Below are 16,467 nucleotides of genomic sequence, written 5' to 3'. Positions count from 1 at the left end.
GGGGTGAATCGGGGGAGATTCCCGTCGGCGGGTGGTGCTGTCCGCGCGTATCGTGCTGACGTGGCCCAGGATGAGGTTCCCCAGGACAACCGACCGCAGGACTCGGTGCCCGCGCAGCCCGCGCCGGCGACGGGTGACGAGCTGGCGCTTCGCCGCCGGGTCTCCGACCTCGAGCGGGAGGAGGTCGCCGACGTACTGCGCGATGCCGCGGGCGAGGGCCGGCTGTCGTACGCCGAGCTCGAGGAACGGCTGGAGCAGCTGTACGCCTCCAAGACGTACGGCGAACTGGTCGAGATCACCGCGGACCTGCCGAACGGCCCGCGCGTCCCGGCTGCGTCGGGTGTGCCGGCCGTGAGCCCGCACTACGGCGGGGCGATGGTCGAGGCCGGCCCGGTGATCAACGTGTTCATGTCGGAGACGAAGCGCACCGGCAACTGGCTGGTCCCGCAGCGCCAGGAGATCAACGCCGTCCTCGGCGACGTCACCCTCGACTACACCGAAGCCCAGCTCCCGTCCGCCGAGGTCTTCGTCGAGGTGAAGTCGATCCTGGCCGACGTGAAGATCCGCGTCCCGCGCAACGCGATCGTCCACCTGGACAGCAACCCCATCCTCGGCTCGATCTCCGAACAGGAATCCGCCCTCTCCGCCGCCGACCCCACCACGCCCGCCACCCCCACCACGTTCCACATCCGCGGCACCGCCATCCTCGGCGAGATCAAGATCAAACGAGGCCCCCGCCTCAGCAAACGCCTCGGCCTGAGCTAGCTAGGCGGTTGCTCGCCAGCGGCCGGCGGTTCGGTGGATGGTGATGGGGTGGGCGAAGGTTCGGGTGATCAGGGCGGTGGTGAGGACGTCTTCGGCGGGGCCGGCGGTGAGGAGGCGGCCTTCGCGGAGGAGGGCCGAGTGGGTGGTCGAGGTCGGGAGCTCCTCGAGGTGATGGGTGACGAGGATCGACGCCAGGTGGGGATGCGAGGCGTGGACCTGGTCGAGGGTTTCGAGGAGTTGTTCGCGGGCGGCGACATCGAGCCCCGTCGTCGGTTCGTCCAGGAGCAGTAGGCGCGGGTCGGAGATCAGCGCACGGGCGATCAGCGCGCGACCGCGTTCACCCTGGGACAGGTTGGTCCAGGACGCATCGAGGTGCGTACCGATCCCGAGCAGCTCGACCAGTTCCGCGGCCCGGGCGTCCTGGTCGGGCGTCGGCTCCCAGCGCGGCATCAGTTCGATCGTCCCGGTCAGACCGGTGAGGACGACCTGCCGGATCGTCAGCGCCGACCGCAGCGGATGGCGTGGGTTCACGTGCCCGATCGACTCGCGCAGGGTCCGGATGTCGACGGCGCCGAGGCGACGGCCGAGGATCTCGACCGTGCCCCGGGTCGGGTGGGTGATGGCGCCGCAGAGGTTCAGCAGGGTGCTCTTGCCCGCGCCGTTCGGCCCGAGCAGCGCCCAGCGTTCCCCCTCGCCGACGGTCAAGGACACCCCGCCGAGCAGCAGTTTGCCGTCCCGGACGAAGTCGACGTCCTTCAGTTCGAGCACCCGAAAACCTCCTCGTAAAGCGCCTTCAACTCCACCGCACTCGCTTCCCGGCCGGTCTCGTCGGTGTGCCGCTGCACGTGCCGGGCGAACTCGACCTCTTCCGTCGCGCTCATCCGCACGCCGTACGACGACTCCAGTACATGCGCGATCCCACCCTTCCCCGACTGGCTGTTCACCCGGACGACGGCCTCGTACCCGCGCCCGACGTCCGCCGGGTCGATCGGCAGATACGGCACATCCCACGCCAGCTGCGACGCCGGTACGCCGACTTCCGCGGCCCGCCGGTGATGGTCCGCGAACCCCTTCCGGATCGCATCCTGGTGGGTCCCGGAGAACGCCGTGTAGACGAGCTCACCGACGTACGGATGCCGCGGGTGGATCGGCATCCGGGTGCAGTACTCGACCGTCTCCCGGATCCGGTCGATGGCGGAGAAGTCGACCATCGGGTCGACGCCCTGCGCGTGCAGGTTCAGTGCGAGCGTCGCAATGTCGACGTTCCCGGTGCGTTCGCCGTTGCCGAAGATGCAGCCCTCGACCCGCTGCGCACCGGCGAGTACGGCGAGCTCCGCGCAGGCGATGCCGGTACCGCGGTCGTTGTGTGGGTGCACGGACAGGATCACGCTGTCGCGCCGCGGCAGGTTCTTGTCCATGTACTCGATCTGGTCGGCGTACACGTTCGGCGTCGCGACCTCGACCGTGGCCGGCAGGTTGAGGACCACCGGCCGCTGCGGAGTCGCGTCCCATCGCTTGGTCAGCTGGTCGGACAGCTCGAGGATGTAGTCCGGCTCGGTCAGGTTGTACACCTCCGGTGAGAACTGGAAGCGCACGTTCTCCTGCTCTCCCGCGAGCCTGAGGATGTCCTCGGCTCCGGCGTAGATGAGCGACGCCAGTTCGTCCCGGGTACGACGCAGCACGACGTCCCGCCACACCGGCGCGGTCGCGGCGTACATGTGGATCACGACCTGGCCGCGCATCCCGGCGATCGACTCGACGGTCCGCTCGATCAGCTCGGGCCGGGCCGGAGTGAAGACGACGATCGTGACGTCCGGCGGGACGAGGTCGCTCGTGGCCAGCAGCCGGACGAAGTCGAAGTCGGTCTGCGAGGCGGACGGGTAGCCGACCTCGATCTCTTTGTAGCCCATGGCAACCATCAGCTCGAAGAAGCGGCGCTTGCGCTCGGGGTCCATCGGATCGGCCAGTGCCTGGTTGCCGTCGCGCAGGTCGACCGGCACCCACAGCGGTGCGGCGGTGATCCGGCGGTCCGGCCATTCGCGGTCGACCGGGGCGACCGGGACCTTGGCGAAGATGTCGCGATAGCGGTGGCTGGGCATGGGGGAGTGCTGCTGGCGGTTCCAGTCCATGGTGGGTCCTTCGGCTCGTGCGGGAGACGGGACCGGCAGGCGAGAGCACTCCACGGAGGGGGTGCCGGTCGAATCAGCTCCCGCCGTGGCGGCCAAGAAGGAGGCGGCCCGCAAGCAGGAGGTTCGAGGACATGTGGACACGCTAACCCGAAACCAACTCCTCAGACAAGCTGAGAACTCCCGGACCCCGGCGGGCCTACACTGAGCGGCATGATCCGCCGTCACCCACTGGCCGAGCAGGCCGCCGAGGAGCTGCTCCGCCGGATCGGCAGCGGCGAGTGGGCGCTCGGCCAGAAGCTGCCGGGCGAGACCACGCTGGCCGCGCAACTCGGCGTGGGCCGGTCGACGATCCGTGAGGCGGTCCGGGAGTTGGCCGGCCGCCGGGTGCTGGAGAGCCGGCAGGGCGCCGGTGTGTTCGTGATCGCGCACCAGGCCTCGGAGGACTGGGACAAGGTCCTGCGCCGCGCCGACATCACCGACGTACTGGAGGGCCGGCTCGCGATCGAGACCGAGGCGGCGAGGCTGGCGGCGTCCCGTCGTACGCCGGCCGACCTCAAGGCGTTCCGCTACACGCTCGCCGACCGGAAGCGGGCGTCGGAGAACTCACCGGACGACTGGTACGTCGAGGCCGACCTGGCGTTCCATCGAGCCGTGATCACGGCCGCGCACAACGCCGTACTGACGGAGCTGTTCGACACGTTCGTGCCGCGGATCCGGCGGGCGATGATCGACATGCTGCGGATGGATGAGCAGCACCGGCACCGGCATGACCAGGCGGCCCACGTGGCGATCGCCGACGCGATCCGCGACCGCGACCCGGACCTTGCGGCCGCCCGGTCCCGCGAACACCTCAGCGCGGTCCGGAGCTCCGTCTCCTAGGAGCGGTGCTGGTCGTGGAGTGATCGCAGCCAGGGCGTGAGGGCGTCGAGATCCTCGACGTTGTCCTGCGGGATGCTGATCGGTCGAGTACGCCGGTCAGCCGGGCGGATCTGCACCGTCCGGACTCCCGGCAGACCGGCCGGATCGTCGATGCTCGTGATCCCGGACCAGCGCAGGCTGCGGCCACGGCTGATGCCGTCGGCGTCGACCTTGACGACTGGGCGGTTCGTGATCAGTTGCCACAGCGTGAGCCCGGTGCCGTAGACGAACGCGGCCAGCGCCGTCAGCCGCAGTACGCCGAGCGTCCCGGACATCTCGCCCGCGCGGATGTGGTCGACGTTCGTCCACGCGGACAGCACCATCAGCAGACCGAATCCGGCCAGCCGGATCGTGAGCCGTCCGCGGCGTGGCGGGAAGACCACGCTGCCTTTGGACTCCAGCTCGGAGGTCCAGGTCTCGGCGGACACGTCAGGATCCCCACTTCGCCGCGTGTTCCGCGGCGGTCGGCGGGTCGGCGCCATGGCGGGTGCAGGTGATCGCTGCCGCCTTCACCGCGTAGTCGACGACCTCGCGCAGATCCTCGGCCGTCAGCCCGGACAGCCGCGTCGCGCCGAGCAGCCCGCGCGCGTTCAGCCCGGCGATGAGCGCCGACATGAGCGAGTCGCCCGCGCCGACCGTGTCGACCACCTCGATCGCCGGCGCCGGCACCTCGACGCGCCCGTCCCGGCTGATCCCGATCGCGCCGTCCCCGCCGAGGGTGATCACCACGCACTGGGTCCGCTCGGCGCTCAGCAACTCGGCGGCGATCTCGTCCGGCGACGCTCCGGGCCGGAAGAACCTGCAGTCCTCGTCGCTCAGCTTGACCAGATCGGACCACGCGGCCAGCTTCCGGATGGCGGCCCACGCCGGCACCGGATCCGGGGTGATCGTCGGCCGCGCGTTCGGGTCCAGCGTCACCGTGACCGGCTGATCGGCGACCGACTGCAGGAACTCGCGGATCGCTGCGGCGCCCGGCTCGAGCATGGTCGCGATCGAACCGGTGTGGATCGCCGGGCACCCCCGCGGCCGCGACAGCGCCGGCGGATCCCAGGTGATGTCGAACTGGTACGACGCGACTCCGGCCGGATCGAGCGTGGCGGTCGCAGTACTCGTCCGGAAACTCGGGTCCACCGAGCCGGGTGCGAGCTGCACGCCGTTCCCGAACAGGTGCGCCCCGAGCTGGTCGCCGTACGGATCGGTCCCGAACCGCGCCACCAACTCGGTCGGCACCCCGAGCCGAGCCAGCCCAACCGCCACATTCGCCGCAAAGCCCCCCGGCGTCGCAGTGCTCTTGCCGTTGCCGTTGCGTGGAGCCCGCGCCGCCGGCACGACAATGTCCACGAGAGCCTCACCGATGACGAGGATTGGTGCCGTCATCGGGCGTGGTCGAAGTCGATGGCTGAGTATGCGCGGAGCTTGGAGAGTTGGTGGACGCTCTCGATGCTGCGGATGGTGCCGCTGCGGGAGCGCATCACCAGCGAGTGGGTGCGGGCGGTGGACCGGCCGTACCGTACGCCGCGCAGCAGTTCGCCTTCCGTGATTCCGGTGGCGACGAAGAAGCAGTCGTCGCCGCTGACCAGGTCGTCGGTGTCGAGCACCCGATCGAGGTCATGGCCGGCGTCGATCGCCTTCTGTCGTTCGTCGTCGTCCTTCGGCCAGAGCCTGCCTTGGATCAGCCCGCCCAGGCACTTCATCGCACACGCGGCGATGATGCCCTCCGGCGTACCGCCGATGCCGATGAGCATGTCCAGACCGGTGTCGGGCCGAGCCGCCTCGACCGCGCCCGCCACATCGCCGTCGCTGATGAACTTGATCCGCGCACCGGCCGCCCGGATCTGCGCCGCCAGTTCCTCATGCCGCGGCCGGTCCAGAACGACGACCGTCACGTCGTCGACGGTGGAGCCCTTCGCCTTCGCCACCCGGCGGATGTTCTCCCCGACCGGCAGCCGGATGTCGACCACATCGGCCGCCTCCGGGCCGACCACGAGCTTCTCCATGTAGAACACCGCGGACGGGTCGTACATCGAGTTCCGCGCCGACACCGCCATCACCGCGATGCCGTTGGCCATGCCCTTCGCAACCAGCGTCGTACCGTCGACCGGATCGACCGCGACATCGCACTCCGGGCCGTCGCCGGAACCGACCTGCTCGCCGTTGTAGAGCATCGGGGCGTTGTCCTTCTCGCCCTCGCCGATCACCACCACGCCGTTCATCCCGACCGTGCCGATCAGGGTGCGCATCGCGTTCACCGCTGCGCCGTCGGCGCGGTTCTTGTCGCCGCGCCCGACCCAGCGGCCCGCCGCCATCGCCGCGGCCTCGGTGACCCGGACCAGCTCGAGGGCGAGGTTGCGGTCAGGCGCGTGCGCCTCGACCTCCAGATGGGCAGGTGGCGTGGTCGGGTCACTCATGCCAACGGATGGTAGCCAACGCGGTCTCCGGCCGTTTCGGCGAGATGGGACACTCATGCCATGAGTTCGACAGGTCAGGGTGCTTCCAGCGAGGCGGAGGCGCGGGAGAAGGCCCGCGCGCGGGCCGAGGCGATCGCTTACCGGGAGCAGAACCAGAAGGACCGGGCCAAGGCGCGCACGCTGACGAACATGGTCTGGGCGCTGCTGGCCTGCTTCATCGTGGTCGCGTTCCTGATGATCGTCACCTGGCGGCCGAAGCACGAGCAGGTCAAGGCGGTCGAGTACACGGCCCAGCTCGAGGACGCGAAGCAGGTCGCCCCCTGGGTCCGCGGACCGGAGCCGATGCCGTCCGGCTGGACCGCGACCAGCGTGGAATTCCGCACCCCTGAGCAGGCTCCGATCACCTGGCACCTCGGCACCGTCACGAACGAGAAGAAGTACGTCGGCCTCGAGCAGTCCAATGTCACCGGCGGGAAATTCCAGTCCGACAAACTCGGCCGGACCTCCGACGACGGTACGTCGACCCTCAGCGGCGTCACCTGGCAACGCAAGGTGCTGCTCGACCGCAAACAGGAGAACGCCTTGGTCCTGGTGGGGTCCGGCGCCACCACGATCGTGACCGGGAATGCCGGATATCCCGCCCTTGAAGCGTTTGCTTCGGCGTTGCGCTGACCGTTTTCGCGCGTTTTCCTGACCGCGTTCCGGACGGTCGTTGACACATCTGCCGGGTTCGGGTTTCCATCGTTTTTCGGCTGTTTACACGCTCGGGGAAGAGTGCGAAGGAGCCTCACGTGGTTGCGCTCTCCCGGGCGGGGAGTTGATGCGCCGATGTTCGTCACGGGGCTCCTGCTTGCCGCCGACAGTTCGCCGCACCTCGGCGTACCCAGGCAATTACTCGCTTATCACGGCGACACGCTGCTCGGCGCGACTCTGGATGTCGCCCGGACCTGCGGTTTCGACCAGCTGATCGTGACGCTGGGCAGTGCCGCGGACCAGATCCGCGACCGGGTCGACCTGGACGGTGTGCGGGTGGTGGACTCACCGCACGCGGACACCGGCAGTTCGTCGACCGTGCCCGCCCTGGACGCGGTCGATCGCCGGACCGACGGCATCGTGGTGATGCTCGGGGACCAGCCGGGTGTGACCTCGGCCACCGTGTGGTCTCTGGTCGCCGAGGTCGCCGGGCCGGCCACCCCGATCGGCGTCTGCCGGTACGACGACGGCCACGGGCACCCGTGCTGGTTCGGCCGGGAGTTGTTCGGACAGCTGCGGCAACTGCGCAGCGACGACGACCTGTGGGACCTGATCGAGGGCGGCCGCTACCCCCTCACCCAGGTCGATGCCATCGGCAACATTCCGGCGCGGGCCGGGACCTGGGACGACTACCGCCGCCTGGTCTCCGGCCACACGCCGGCCCTCGGCGCGTTCACTCCCGGCGCCTTCGAGGACGCCCCGATCGACGACGCGCACCCCGTCCCACTCCCCACGCGTCCCCGCCGCCGCCGTCGTACCGCGTCCTGACGCCGACCTAGTCCGCCCCCACCAGCCGCAGTCCCACCACGCCCGCGACGATCAGGGCGATGCAGGCCAGGCGAGCGGGGGTGACCGGCTCGTCGAACAGCACGATGCCCAACGTGACCACGCCGATCGAGCCGAGCCCGGTCCACACCGCGTACGCCGTACCGACCGGGAGGCGGTCGAGCGTCCTGGCCAGCAGAACGACGGAGATCACGCCGAAGACGAGTACGCCGACCGTCGGCCACAGCCGGCTGAATCCGTCGCTCGGTTTCAGGCTGAGCGCGAACGCGATCTCGAACGCGGCCGCCGCGAGGAGTACCAACCACGCCATCAGGCCGCCAGCGCTCCTCCGCGCAGATGCCGCTGCGTGACGGTCGCGACTCGCGCGCCGAGAGCCGCCGCAGTCCGCAGATCGGTCGCCGGCGGCGCCTTCTCGGCCGAGAGATCCGCGTCGGACTGTGCCATCGCCCCCAGCCAGCTGCCGAGCCGGTTGAGATCCTCGATGCTCGCGGTCGACTCCGCCCAGCCGGGGTAGAGATCGAGTCCGACCCAGATCATCCCGTGCTGCGCGGCGAACACGGCCAGGTCGACCAGGCTGTTCAGCTTGTCGCCGGACATCGCCTTCGAGTTGGTGAACCCGGCGGCGATCTTGTCCCGCCAGCCCAGGTCGGCCGCCCAGATCTTCACGCTGGCCTCCGCGAACGCCTTGAAGACAGCGCTAGGGCTGCCGAAGTACGTCGGAGCGCCGAAGATGATCGCATCCGCGGCGGCGAGCCGGTCCCAGATGTCGTCGGTCAGCTCATCCAGCAGAACCAGGTCTGTCACGGTGCCGGGCACCGATGCGGCGCCGGCGGCGACCGCCTCGGCCTGCTTCGCGGTATGGCCGAACCCGGAGTGATACGCGATCGCGATCCGGGCGGACATGTTGCTCATCGACGTCCTCGCTTCGCTCCGGGCGCCGATGAGACACGAGATGCACTGTGTTTGATGATGAACTCGCTTCGCTCGTTCATGTTCTTCCTCCAGGGACTTTAGCGGACTACAGTCCGTCTTATGAGCGACAGTACCGGACCGCGGTCCGCTTTACAACGGAAGCTGCCGGTCGTCGGGGAGCCGCGCCCGGAGCGCGCCGACGCCCGCCGGAACCGGCTCCGGGTGCTCGAGGCGGCCGATCGGCTGTTCACCGAGCAGGGCGTGAAGAACGTGTCGCTGGACGCGATCGCGGCGGCGGCAGGTGTCGGCAAGGGGACGGTCTTCCGCCGCTTCGGCGACCGCGCAGGCCTGGCGGTCGCACTGCTCGACGAACGCGAGCAGGAGTTGCAGGCGAAGATCCTGAGCGGCCCACCGCCGCTCGGCCCGGGCGCGGCGCCGGTCCTCCGGGTGATCGCCTTCCTCGACGCGTACCTCGACCTGCTGGACCGTCACGTCGAGCTCTTCATGGACAGCGAGAACGCCTCAGACGGCGCTCGCTACCGAATCGGCTCCTACAATCTCTGGCGCCGGCACCTGGCCCTGCTGATCGAGGAAGTCCGCCCGGACCTCGACGCCGACTACACCGCACACCTGGTCCTGGCTCCGCTGGCCGCCGACCTGCACAAATCCCTCCGCGACCAGGGCTTCGACCTCGCACGCATCAAGTCCGGGCTTCACACCGCAACGACCAGCCTGCTGGGCGCGGTCAGCGGCGTGTGAATCTGCCCGTGATCGTCACGATGCCGGTGGCGTTCCGGGTGAGCTGTCCGGCCCATTCGAGGGCGTCGTCCAGCGTCGGCCGGCGGGGTTTGTAGGCGTTGGCGAACGACCAGTAGTGCTTGCGTTCCTCGAGCGGTTCCTCGGCGAGTTCCGCGACCGCCAACCTCGGCGGAATCGTCTGGTGGGACAGGAAATCCTTCCACTGCAGGCGTTGCATCCTGAGGTACCGCAGTCCCGTGAGGTGTCCGAGCGAGAACTGCTCCGCGGCGGGCGCGTCGGTGAGATCGAGCGCGTACAAGGAAGGGCAGGACGCCAGCGGCAGGAGATCGATCGGTTTCTCACTGCGCAGAACGACCTGACTCACGGTCGGGTGACCCCGTAGCCCGGACAGGTCGATGGTGTCGGTGCCGAGGTCGAGTACCTCGACAGGCGTCGCGAGCAACGGTGAGAGGTCGACACCGGCGACATTGCGGACAGAGAACTTCTGCAGTGCCGGCGCCGCACCCACCGGCCGCAGGTCGACCCACGGCGCGTTGTGCACAGACAGTTCGCGAAGCTCCGCGGTGAGGCTGGTCACCGGTGCCGCGTCCCTTCCGGTCAGCTCGAGCGTGCAGTTCTCGTCGTACTGGCGTTCGTACTGACTGACGTCGCCGGCGTTGATCCACAGCCCTTCGTCGTCATCGCGCTCGACGCGATCGGAGACCAACGCGTCCACGTGCCGGCGCAGCAGCTCGGTCACCGAGTCCGCGACATAGACCGGGCCGCGGTAGTACGACCGCCCGATCAGGATGACCTGACCGGGCCGACCGTTGGGACCGGGCGCCATGTCGACTGCGAGATAGTTCCCGAACGTGTCGGTGGCGAAGGGGATCCACGCCGGATGGTCCGCGAGCCGACGGACGGCACCCGGCGGCCCGTAGTCCTTGACGAACGAATAGGAGTCGACGTAGCGCTGCCATCCATGCGTGACCCACCACCGTTCGTCCTGATCGGCGAAATGTTCCAGCGTGTCGAGGCCGAACCAGCCGAATCCATGGAGCATGCCCCGTCCGCCGTCACCGTCGACTACGGCGTACAGAGCGCTGAGATCCCGTGGTAGCGGGACACTTGTTGCGGGCAGGGGTGGCGGCAGTTCGTTGGACGACGGGCCGAGCAGATCCTCGAGCCGCCGGCGGTATTCGTTGAACAAGGCAACAGCCTCGACGGCATCTCCGGCCTCGGCGGCGTCGCTGGGAGCTGCCCGGGGCTCGGGCGGCTCGGACTCCTTGTCCACCAGGTAGCGGAACCCGCGGTCATCGGCGCGATCGAGTCGCTCGCTCAGGACAGCGCGGTAGCGACCGCGGGATTCCAGCTCCAGATCGATCGTGAGGTGTTCTGCCGCCTCCATCAACGTGTGGACGGCTGTCATGCCGCCGTGCACGTCGATGTCGTTCGCGCCGTACTCGTTCAGCTCCTTCGGCTCGAACCAGAAGCCGCGGTGTCCGGTTCCGCCCTGGCCGACCGCGTACCCGTGCAGCTCCGCACGCTTCCAGCCCCGAGGAGCGGCCTCGGCGATCTCCTCGGCCAGCTGTGTGAGCACAGCCGACAGAGCACCTTCACGATCCTTGTCCACTGCTGCTCAGCTTCGGTTGCTCAAGAGCGCAAGGGCCAGGTTCCGCTGCTCGTCCGATGGTGGCCGCGTCCACGTGTGTCCGCGCAGGTCGTCCTCGAGCATGCGTGCCATCACGACGGACAGTACGTCCTTGGGCTCGGCGTACTCCATCTGCGGCCTCAGGTCGCGGTAGTGCTCGACAACTCGCTCGAAGCAGAAGACCAGCGTGTTGATGTACTTGCTCTTCTCCGCCTCGGCCCGGTCGAAGGCGGCGACGTACTCCGGACTCTCCGGTGTCATCACGTCCTTCATGACGTCCAGCCGGTTGCGGTACTCCGTCGGCTCACCCGCGAGGGCAGACGCTTCCTGGTACATCCGCTCCACGTGCTCGGGATTCTTGGTGAGAACGCCCATGGTCAGGTAGCCCTTGTTCTCATCGGCATAACCGCCGGCGAACTCGTGGTCGACCCCCTGGGCGAATGTCGCGGACATCATCGCGTCGGTGAAGGCGTACTTGTCCAGGCCGTCGACCTCGGTGACGTCCTCGCCCATCCACTCGTCGTTGTAGTAGAGAACGCCGTCGACCTCGCCCTCGGCGGCCCGCATCACCAGGTCGTGGACGGCGCGGGCGGGATCCTGCAATGCCGCCGGTCCCATCGCGGCGAACTGCTCGGTCAGGGAGTACAGGGAGATGAGCATCATCGGGCTGTAGACCCGCAGGAGACCCTCCGACCGCATCGGGTAGCAGCCGCGATCGTCGTCGTACGCCTCCAGGCCGGCCATGAACGCCTTCTCCTGCTCAGGCGTCAGTGTCAGTTCCCACAGCCACTTCTGCTCGACGTGGAACTTGTAGAAGTCCTCGCCCTTGAGCGGATCACGGATCTTCAGGAACCACACCACGAACCCGGCCAGGCCGAGCACCAGTACTCCGACCACGATGAGCGCGATCACCATCTACGACAAACCTCCGGCGGATGAATTGCGTTGCCTGCAAGGGAAACGGGCGCGACGGCAGTATTTGCCAACGTCCGCCCGAATCCGGGGAAGGGTTTACCGTAGTAGCCCGCCAGGTCACCGGCGAGCGAGCGACAGCCTGATCTCCGGCAGGTCGTTCAACGACGAGTACGTCCGGTCGGCCCTCTCGGTGAATCCATAGCGCGCATAGAACCGCCGTGCCCGAGTATTTGCCTCAAGCACCCACAGCCAAACCTCTGTGCAGCCGTGGTCGCGCAGATCGGCCACTGCTGCATCAGTCAGGGCTCGCCCGGCGCCGGTGCCCCAGTGATCCGGGTGGACGAACAGCGCGTAGAGCTCGCCGGTGCCAGGCGGGGCTTCGCAATCGCGTTCGGGACCGACTCCCGCGTACCCGGCGATCTGGTCGCCGATCGAGGCGACGTACAGGCGGGAGCGGCCGGCGGCGATGCTCTCGGACCAGGATGCGGCGATGGCCGCAGGATCCATCGCGTCGAGGAAGTCCTGGGGGACGAGGCCGGTGAAGGCGGCGCGCCAGCTGGCAACCCGGGCCTTTGCGGCCGGCAGCAGGTCTTCTTCTTGTGCCGCTCGGACGGCCGGTGTGCTCAGTTGGATTTCTCCTCGTGGGCGGCTTGGGCTTTGGCCAGGCGTTCGCGGGCGCCGTCCAGCCAGCGTTGGCAGGTGGCGGCCAGTTCTTCGCCGCGTTCCCACAGCGCGAGGGACTCCTCGAGAGTGGTGCCGCCGGCTTCGAGCTTGCGGACCACCTCGACCAGCTCTTCCCGGGCCTGCTCATACGTCATGTCGGGACGGTCGCCGCTCACGTGTTCTCCTCGGACTTGACTTCGACTGCGAATCGGCCGTCGGTCACCCGCGCCTGCAACAGATCTCCTGGCGCCACTTGCGCCACTTCCCGGACCGCGGTCCCGTCGGCCAGTTGGAGCACCGAGTACCCGCGCTCCAGCGTCGCCTTCGGGGACAACGCCCGTACGCTCGCCAGCCGGTGGGTGATGTCGTCGCTCGCCCGATCCAGCCGGTGCGTCAGAGTCCGCCGGCTCCGCTCGATCAGCGCCGCGACCTCGTCGGACCGCCGTTGCAGGTCCGTCACCGGCGCCGCGAGCGACGGCCGGCTCCGAATCGCCGCCAGCGCGTGCATCTCCCGATCGAGCCACGAAGTGACTGCCCGCAGCCCGCGCTCGCGCAACTGCCGAACACCGTCGAGCTCCTCGCGTACGTCGGGAACGATCCGCTTCGCCGCGTCCGTTGGAGTCGAGGCGCGCAGATCGGCGACCAGGTCGAGCAGCGGCGAGTCCGGCTCGTGCCCGATCGCGCTCACGATCGGCGTCCGCGCCTGCGACACCGCGCGGATCAGTCCCTCGTCCGAGAACGGCAGCAGATCCTCCAGCGACCCGCCGCCGCGCGCGATCACGATCACCTCGACCGAGTCGTCCGCGTCCAGCTTCCGCAGCGCGGTCATCACCTCACCGGCCGCCGCCGGCCCCTGCACCGACGCGTACTCGATCCGGAACGCCACCGCCGGCCACCGCCGCTTCGCGTTCTCCAGTACGTCGCGCTCCGCCGCGGAATCGCGACCACAGATCAGCCCGATCGTGTGCGGCAGGAACGGCAGCTTCTTCTTCCGGTACGCCGCGAACAGTCCCTCGGCCGCGAGCAGCTGTTTGAGCCGCTCGATCCGGGCCAGCAGTTCGCCGATGCCGACGTGCCGGATCTCGTTGACCGCCAGCGCGAGCGTGCCGCGGCGGGCGAAGAAGTTCGGCTTCGCGTTCACCACCACGCGGGACCCGTCCGTCACCGGCGGATCGACCGCCTCGAACACCCGCCGGTTGCAGGTGAACCGCAGCGAGATGTCCGCGTCGGTGTCGCGCAGTGTGCCGAACACCGTCGTCGTACCGCGCCCGATCGACACGTCGGTCAGCTGGCCCTCGACCCACACCGCACCGAGCTGGTTGATCCAGCTGGCGATCCCGTTCGCAATCGTGCGAACGGCCGCAGGCGCATCCGGTGAGGTCTCCAAAGCCACCCCCAGACCCTACGACCCCGCGCCGACAAACCCCGCGCGACGCACGCGGATCACTTAGCGTTGCCTGATGCGTCCGTTACTGCTGCTCGATTTCGACGGTCCGCTGAATCCGTACCGGGCGCCGGGGACTCCGCCTGGATACGTGCGGCACGAAATCGTCGAGGGGGAGAGGACCTGGGTGGTGCGCATCAACCCGCAGCACGGGGTGGAGTTGAACGCGCTCGCCCGCACCTTCGACCTCGTCTGGGCCACCAGCTGGGAACACGGCGCCAACCGCCTGCTGTCCCCGTTGCTCGGCCTGCCAAGAGATCTCCCGACGATCCTCTGGCCGGACCGTACGCCGGTACGCCGCGGATCGTTGAAGACGCCGTACGTCGCGGACTGGGTGGGGGATCGCCCGTTCGTCTGGATCGACGACGATGTGGACTCCGACGACGAGAGGTTCTTCCACCGCGACCACCAGTTGGTGCATCAGGTGGACCCGCGAACCGGGCTGACGGCAACGGATTTCGCAGCGATCCGGACCTGGGCCGACGGAAAATCCTTTGCGGACAACGCGATTCCCCCGCATCCTTGAAGCATTGGAACACCTCCCACGGGGGAGCCGTCCGGACAGGGCGGACGGCTCCTCGACTTGTCTTCGTGACACTGTTCACACAAATCCGGTCGGCTCGGGCTGCCGTGACGGCGGCCCGTACCATGGGGGACGTGACTGCCCAGCCTGACAACACTCAACCGACGACCGCGGTGCGGACGAAGCGGGTGCTGCTCGCTGCCCCGCGCGGGTACTGCGCCGGTGTGGATCGGGCGGTCGTGGCGGTGGAGAAGGCGCTCGACCTCTACGGGCCGCCGGTCTACGTGCGCAAGGAGATCGTGCACAACAAGCACGTCGTGCACACTCTGCAGTCGCGCGGTGCGATCTTCGTCGACGAGACCGACGAGGTGCCCGAGGGCGAGACGGTGATCTTCTCCGCACACGGCGTCGCCCCGGTGGTGCACCAGGAAGCGGCCGCGCGGCAACTGAAGACGATCGACGCCACCTGCCCGCTGGTCACCAAGGTGCACCACGAGGCCAAGCGTTTCGCCGCCACCGACTACGACATCCTGCTCATCGGCCACGAAGGCCACGAGGAGGTCGTCGGCACCAGCGGCGAGGCGCCGGAGCACGTCCACCTTGTCGACGGCCCGGGCGACGTACCGAATGTGACTGTCCGCGACCCTGAGAAGGTCGTCTGGCTGTCCCAGACCACGCTGTCCGTCGACGAGACCATGGAGACGGTCCGCCGGCTGCGCGAGCGGTTCCCGAAGCTGCAGGACCCGCCGAGCGACGACATCTGCTACGCGACCCAGAACCGCCAGGCCGCGGTGAAGAAACTCGCCGCGGAGGCCGACCTGATGATCGTGGTCGGCTCCCGCAACTCGTCGAACTCGGTGCGCCTGGTCGAGGTGGCTGTGGAGCACGGCGCCAGGGCCGGTTACCTGGTCGACTACGCCGACGAGATCGACGAGGCGTGGCTCGAGGGTGTCGACTCGGTCGGCGTCAGCAGCGGCGCGAGCGTGCCGGAGGTGCTGGTCCGCGATGTCCTGCGCTGGCTGGCGGAGCGCGGGTACGCCGACGTCCAAGAGGTCACCACGGCCGAGGAGAGCCTGACTTTCGCTCTGCCTCGTGAGCTCCGCAGTGACCTCAAGGCTGCCGGCCTTCCCACGACCGGTACGTCGGACCACGCCTGGACTATTTGATCACCAGCGTGATGGTTCTGACGGTGTCCTTGATGCTGCAGTACCGCACGGTGTAGCGGAAGGTGTACGTCCCCGGCTTGGTGTAGGTGTGCGTTTCGGCCGTGTACGTCTCCTGTCCGGTCTTCCGCGTCTTCGCCCCGTCGCAGCTCATCGAGCCGCCGTCCGAACCACCCTGTTCGCCATCGCCCCAGAAGTACTGCGTTCCGCCGGACAGGTTGAGGAACGACGTGTCGGCCGGCAGGTCCTTGCCCTCCACAGTCGGGACGAGCACGGTTCCGGAGACCGTCACTCGCATGGTGACGCTCCGACCGTTGATGATCGGCTTCAGCTTGACGTCGGCCGAGAGTGGCGGCCGGGCGGGCGGGGTCTTCGTCGTCCCTTGAGTGTGCCCCGCCGTCGCCCCGGTCATGGTTCCCGCGGTGCCCCCGGTCTTCGTGTCGGTCGGCGTCTCGCCCCTCCATCGGCGCCGCCACCACTGGGTGCTGGTGTTCACCATCACCGTGCGCGTGTAGCTCTCCATCGCCGTACCACTGCGCAGCGAGTTGCGGTGGAACCACACTTTCGTCAGCGAGGTCTGGACCAGATCCTCCGCCAGATGCCACTCACCCGTCAGCAGGTACCCGAACCGTTGCAGCGCGATGAAGCGCCCGTCGACGAACTCGGCGAACTCCGTGTCCCGTCCTGGATCCATCCCAA

General features: G+C 68.5%; 20 protein-coding genes. 7 read left to right on the top strand and 13 right to left on the bottom strand.

The genetic code is table 11. The features are described from left to right. Positions 1-60: 60 nt before the first annotated feature. Positions 61-765 (top strand): DUF1707 domain-containing protein, encoded by a 705-nt coding sequence (locus ACIBG5_RS36920; protein WP_396396347.1) that lies wholly within the window; start codon positions 61-63, stop codon positions 763-765. Here the strand turns inward: ACIBG5_RS36920 and ACIBG5_RS36915 are convergent, their stop codons facing one another. Both ACIBG5_RS36915 and ACIBG5_RS36910 read right to left on the bottom strand, forming a co-directional pair. Continuing rightward, a complete protein-coding gene (locus ACIBG5_RS36915; RefSeq protein ID WP_396396346.1) occupies positions 766-1,533 on the bottom strand; it encodes an ABC transporter ATP-binding protein in 768 nt (255 codons plus the stop codon). Further along, on the bottom strand, positions 1,521-2,894 hold the full coding sequence (locus ACIBG5_RS36910) for a 2-isopropylmalate synthase (RefSeq protein WP_396396345.1): 1,374 nt from the start codon (positions 2,892-2,894) through the stop codon (positions 1,521-1,523). Before ACIBG5_RS36910 ends, ACIBG5_RS36915 begins: the two co-directional genes overlap by 13 nt. Before the next feature lie 210 nt (positions 2,895-3,104). Between ACIBG5_RS36910 and ACIBG5_RS36905 the strand changes: the two genes are divergently transcribed. Beyond that, complete coding sequence (locus ACIBG5_RS36905; protein WP_396396343.1) at positions 3,105-3,773, top strand: FadR/GntR family transcriptional regulator; 669 nt, start codon at positions 3,105-3,107, stop codon at positions 3,771-3,773. Here ACIBG5_RS36905 and ACIBG5_RS36900 read toward each other — a convergent pair. Genes ACIBG5_RS36900 through glpX form a run of 3 tightly spaced genes read right to left on the bottom strand, consistent with a single transcriptional unit; the run spans position 3,770 to position 6,220 of the window. Further along, positions 3,770-4,240 (bottom strand): hypothetical protein, encoded by a 471-nt coding sequence (locus ACIBG5_RS36900; protein ID WP_360441663.1) that lies wholly within the window; start codon positions 4,238-4,240, stop codon positions 3,770-3,772. The genes ACIBG5_RS36905 and ACIBG5_RS36900 overlap by 4 nt on opposite strands. A gap of 1 nt (position 4,241) precedes the next feature. Next, on the bottom strand, positions 4,242-5,189 hold the full coding sequence (locus tag ACIBG5_RS36895) for a carbohydrate kinase (protein ID WP_396396341.1): 948 nt from the start codon (positions 5,187-5,189) through the stop codon (positions 4,242-4,244). Next, positions 5,186-6,220 carry a class II fructose-bisphosphatase gene (gene glpX / locus ACIBG5_RS36890; protein WP_396396339.1) on the bottom strand — a complete coding sequence of 345 codons (1,035 nt, stop codon included), beginning with the start codon at positions 6,218-6,220 and terminating at the stop codon, positions 5,186-5,188. The genes ACIBG5_RS36895 and glpX overlap by 4 nt, the downstream gene beginning before the upstream one ends. A gap of 60 nt (positions 6,221-6,280) precedes the next feature. On the opposite strand from glpX, the gene ACIBG5_RS36885 reads away from it, so the two are divergent. After that, positions 6,281-6,892, top strand: coding sequence for a DUF4245 domain-containing protein (locus ACIBG5_RS36885; protein ID WP_396396337.1), 612 nt, complete (start codon positions 6,281-6,283; stop codon positions 6,890-6,892). 156 nt (positions 6,893-7,048) lie between these two features. Next, the gene (locus ACIBG5_RS36880) at positions 7,049-7,741 is read left to right on the top strand and encodes an NTP transferase domain-containing protein (RefSeq protein ID WP_396396336.1); all 693 of its coding nucleotides are present in this window, start codon (positions 7,049-7,051) and stop codon (positions 7,739-7,741) included. A 7-nt stretch (positions 7,742-7,748) separates the two neighbouring features. On the opposite strand, the gene ACIBG5_RS36875 is transcribed toward ACIBG5_RS36880, so the two are convergent. Further along, entirely contained in the window at positions 7,749-8,069 is a 321-nt protein-coding gene (locus ACIBG5_RS36875; RefSeq protein WP_396396335.1) for a DMT family transporter, read from the bottom strand. Continuing rightward, the gene (locus tag ACIBG5_RS36870; RefSeq protein ID WP_396396333.1) at positions 8,069-8,671 is read right to left on the bottom strand and encodes a flavodoxin family protein; all 603 of its coding nucleotides are present in this window, start codon (positions 8,669-8,671) and stop codon (positions 8,069-8,071) included. The genes ACIBG5_RS36875 and ACIBG5_RS36870 overlap by 1 nt, the downstream gene beginning before the upstream one ends. Before the next feature lie 120 nt (positions 8,672-8,791). On the opposite strand from ACIBG5_RS36870, the gene ACIBG5_RS36865 reads away from it, so the two are divergent. Next, on the top strand, positions 8,792-9,430 hold the full coding sequence (locus ACIBG5_RS36865) for a TetR/AcrR family transcriptional regulator (RefSeq protein WP_396396331.1): 639 nt from the start codon (positions 8,792-8,794) through the stop codon (positions 9,428-9,430). On the opposite strand, the gene ACIBG5_RS36860 is transcribed toward ACIBG5_RS36865, so the two are convergent. The 5 genes from ACIBG5_RS36860 to xseA form a co-directional block, all read right to left on the bottom strand. Beyond that, the gene (locus ACIBG5_RS36860; RefSeq protein ID WP_396396330.1) at positions 9,417-11,009 is read right to left on the bottom strand and encodes an SMI1/KNR4 family protein; all 1,593 of its coding nucleotides are present in this window, start codon (positions 11,007-11,009) and stop codon (positions 9,417-9,419) included. The two genes, ACIBG5_RS36865 and ACIBG5_RS36860, sit on opposite strands and share 14 nt — an antisense overlap. 39 nt (positions 11,010-11,048) lie before the next feature. Beyond that, positions 11,049-11,975 carry a hypothetical protein gene (locus tag ACIBG5_RS36855; protein ID WP_396396329.1) on the bottom strand — a complete coding sequence of 309 codons (927 nt, stop codon included), beginning with the start codon at positions 11,973-11,975 and terminating at the stop codon, positions 11,049-11,051. Positions 11,976-12,092: 117 nt separating this feature from the next. Further along, positions 12,093-12,482: a GNAT family N-acetyltransferase gene (locus tag ACIBG5_RS36850; RefSeq protein ID WP_396396327.1), complete on the bottom strand. Its 390-nt coding sequence runs from the start codon at positions 12,480-12,482 to the stop codon at positions 12,093-12,095. Between the two features lie 116 nt (positions 12,483-12,598). Further along, complete coding sequence (locus ACIBG5_RS36845; protein WP_131516650.1) at positions 12,599-12,793, bottom strand: exodeoxyribonuclease VII small subunit; 195 nt, start codon at positions 12,791-12,793, stop codon at positions 12,599-12,601. Positions 12,794-12,810: 17 nt separating this feature from the next. Then, entirely contained in the window at positions 12,811-14,031 is a 1,221-nt protein-coding gene (gene xseA, locus ACIBG5_RS36840) for an exodeoxyribonuclease VII large subunit (protein ID WP_396396325.1), read from the bottom strand. A gap of 67 nt (positions 14,032-14,098) precedes the next feature. Here xseA and ACIBG5_RS36835 point away from each other — a divergent pair, with 67 nt between their 5' ends. Both ACIBG5_RS36835 and ACIBG5_RS36830 read left to right on the top strand, forming a co-directional pair. Next, complete coding sequence (locus tag ACIBG5_RS36835) at positions 14,099-14,608, top strand: HAD domain-containing protein (RefSeq protein WP_396396323.1); 510 nt, start codon at positions 14,099-14,101, stop codon at positions 14,606-14,608. A gap of 122 nt (positions 14,609-14,730) precedes the next feature. Then, positions 14,731-15,771, top strand: a complete 1,041-nt coding sequence (locus tag ACIBG5_RS36830; protein ID WP_396396321.1) for a 4-hydroxy-3-methylbut-2-enyl diphosphate reductase — start codon at positions 14,731-14,733, stop codon at positions 15,769-15,771. Here ACIBG5_RS36830 and ACIBG5_RS36825 read toward each other — a convergent pair. After that, positions 15,764-16,462, bottom strand: coding sequence for a sigma factor (locus tag ACIBG5_RS36825; protein ID WP_396396319.1), 699 nt, complete (start codon positions 16,460-16,462; stop codon positions 15,764-15,766). The two genes, ACIBG5_RS36830 and ACIBG5_RS36825, sit on opposite strands and share 8 nt — an antisense overlap. Positions 16,463-16,467: the final 5 nt, after the last annotated feature.

Origin of the sequence: Kribbella sp. NPDC050241, from assembly GCF_044459685.1 — a bacterium.
GTDB lineage: Bacteria > Actinomycetota > Actinomycetes > Propionibacteriales > Kribbellaceae > Kribbella.
Note: the sequence above shows the minus strand (reverse complement) of the source record. Positions and strands in the feature narration are given on the sequence as shown.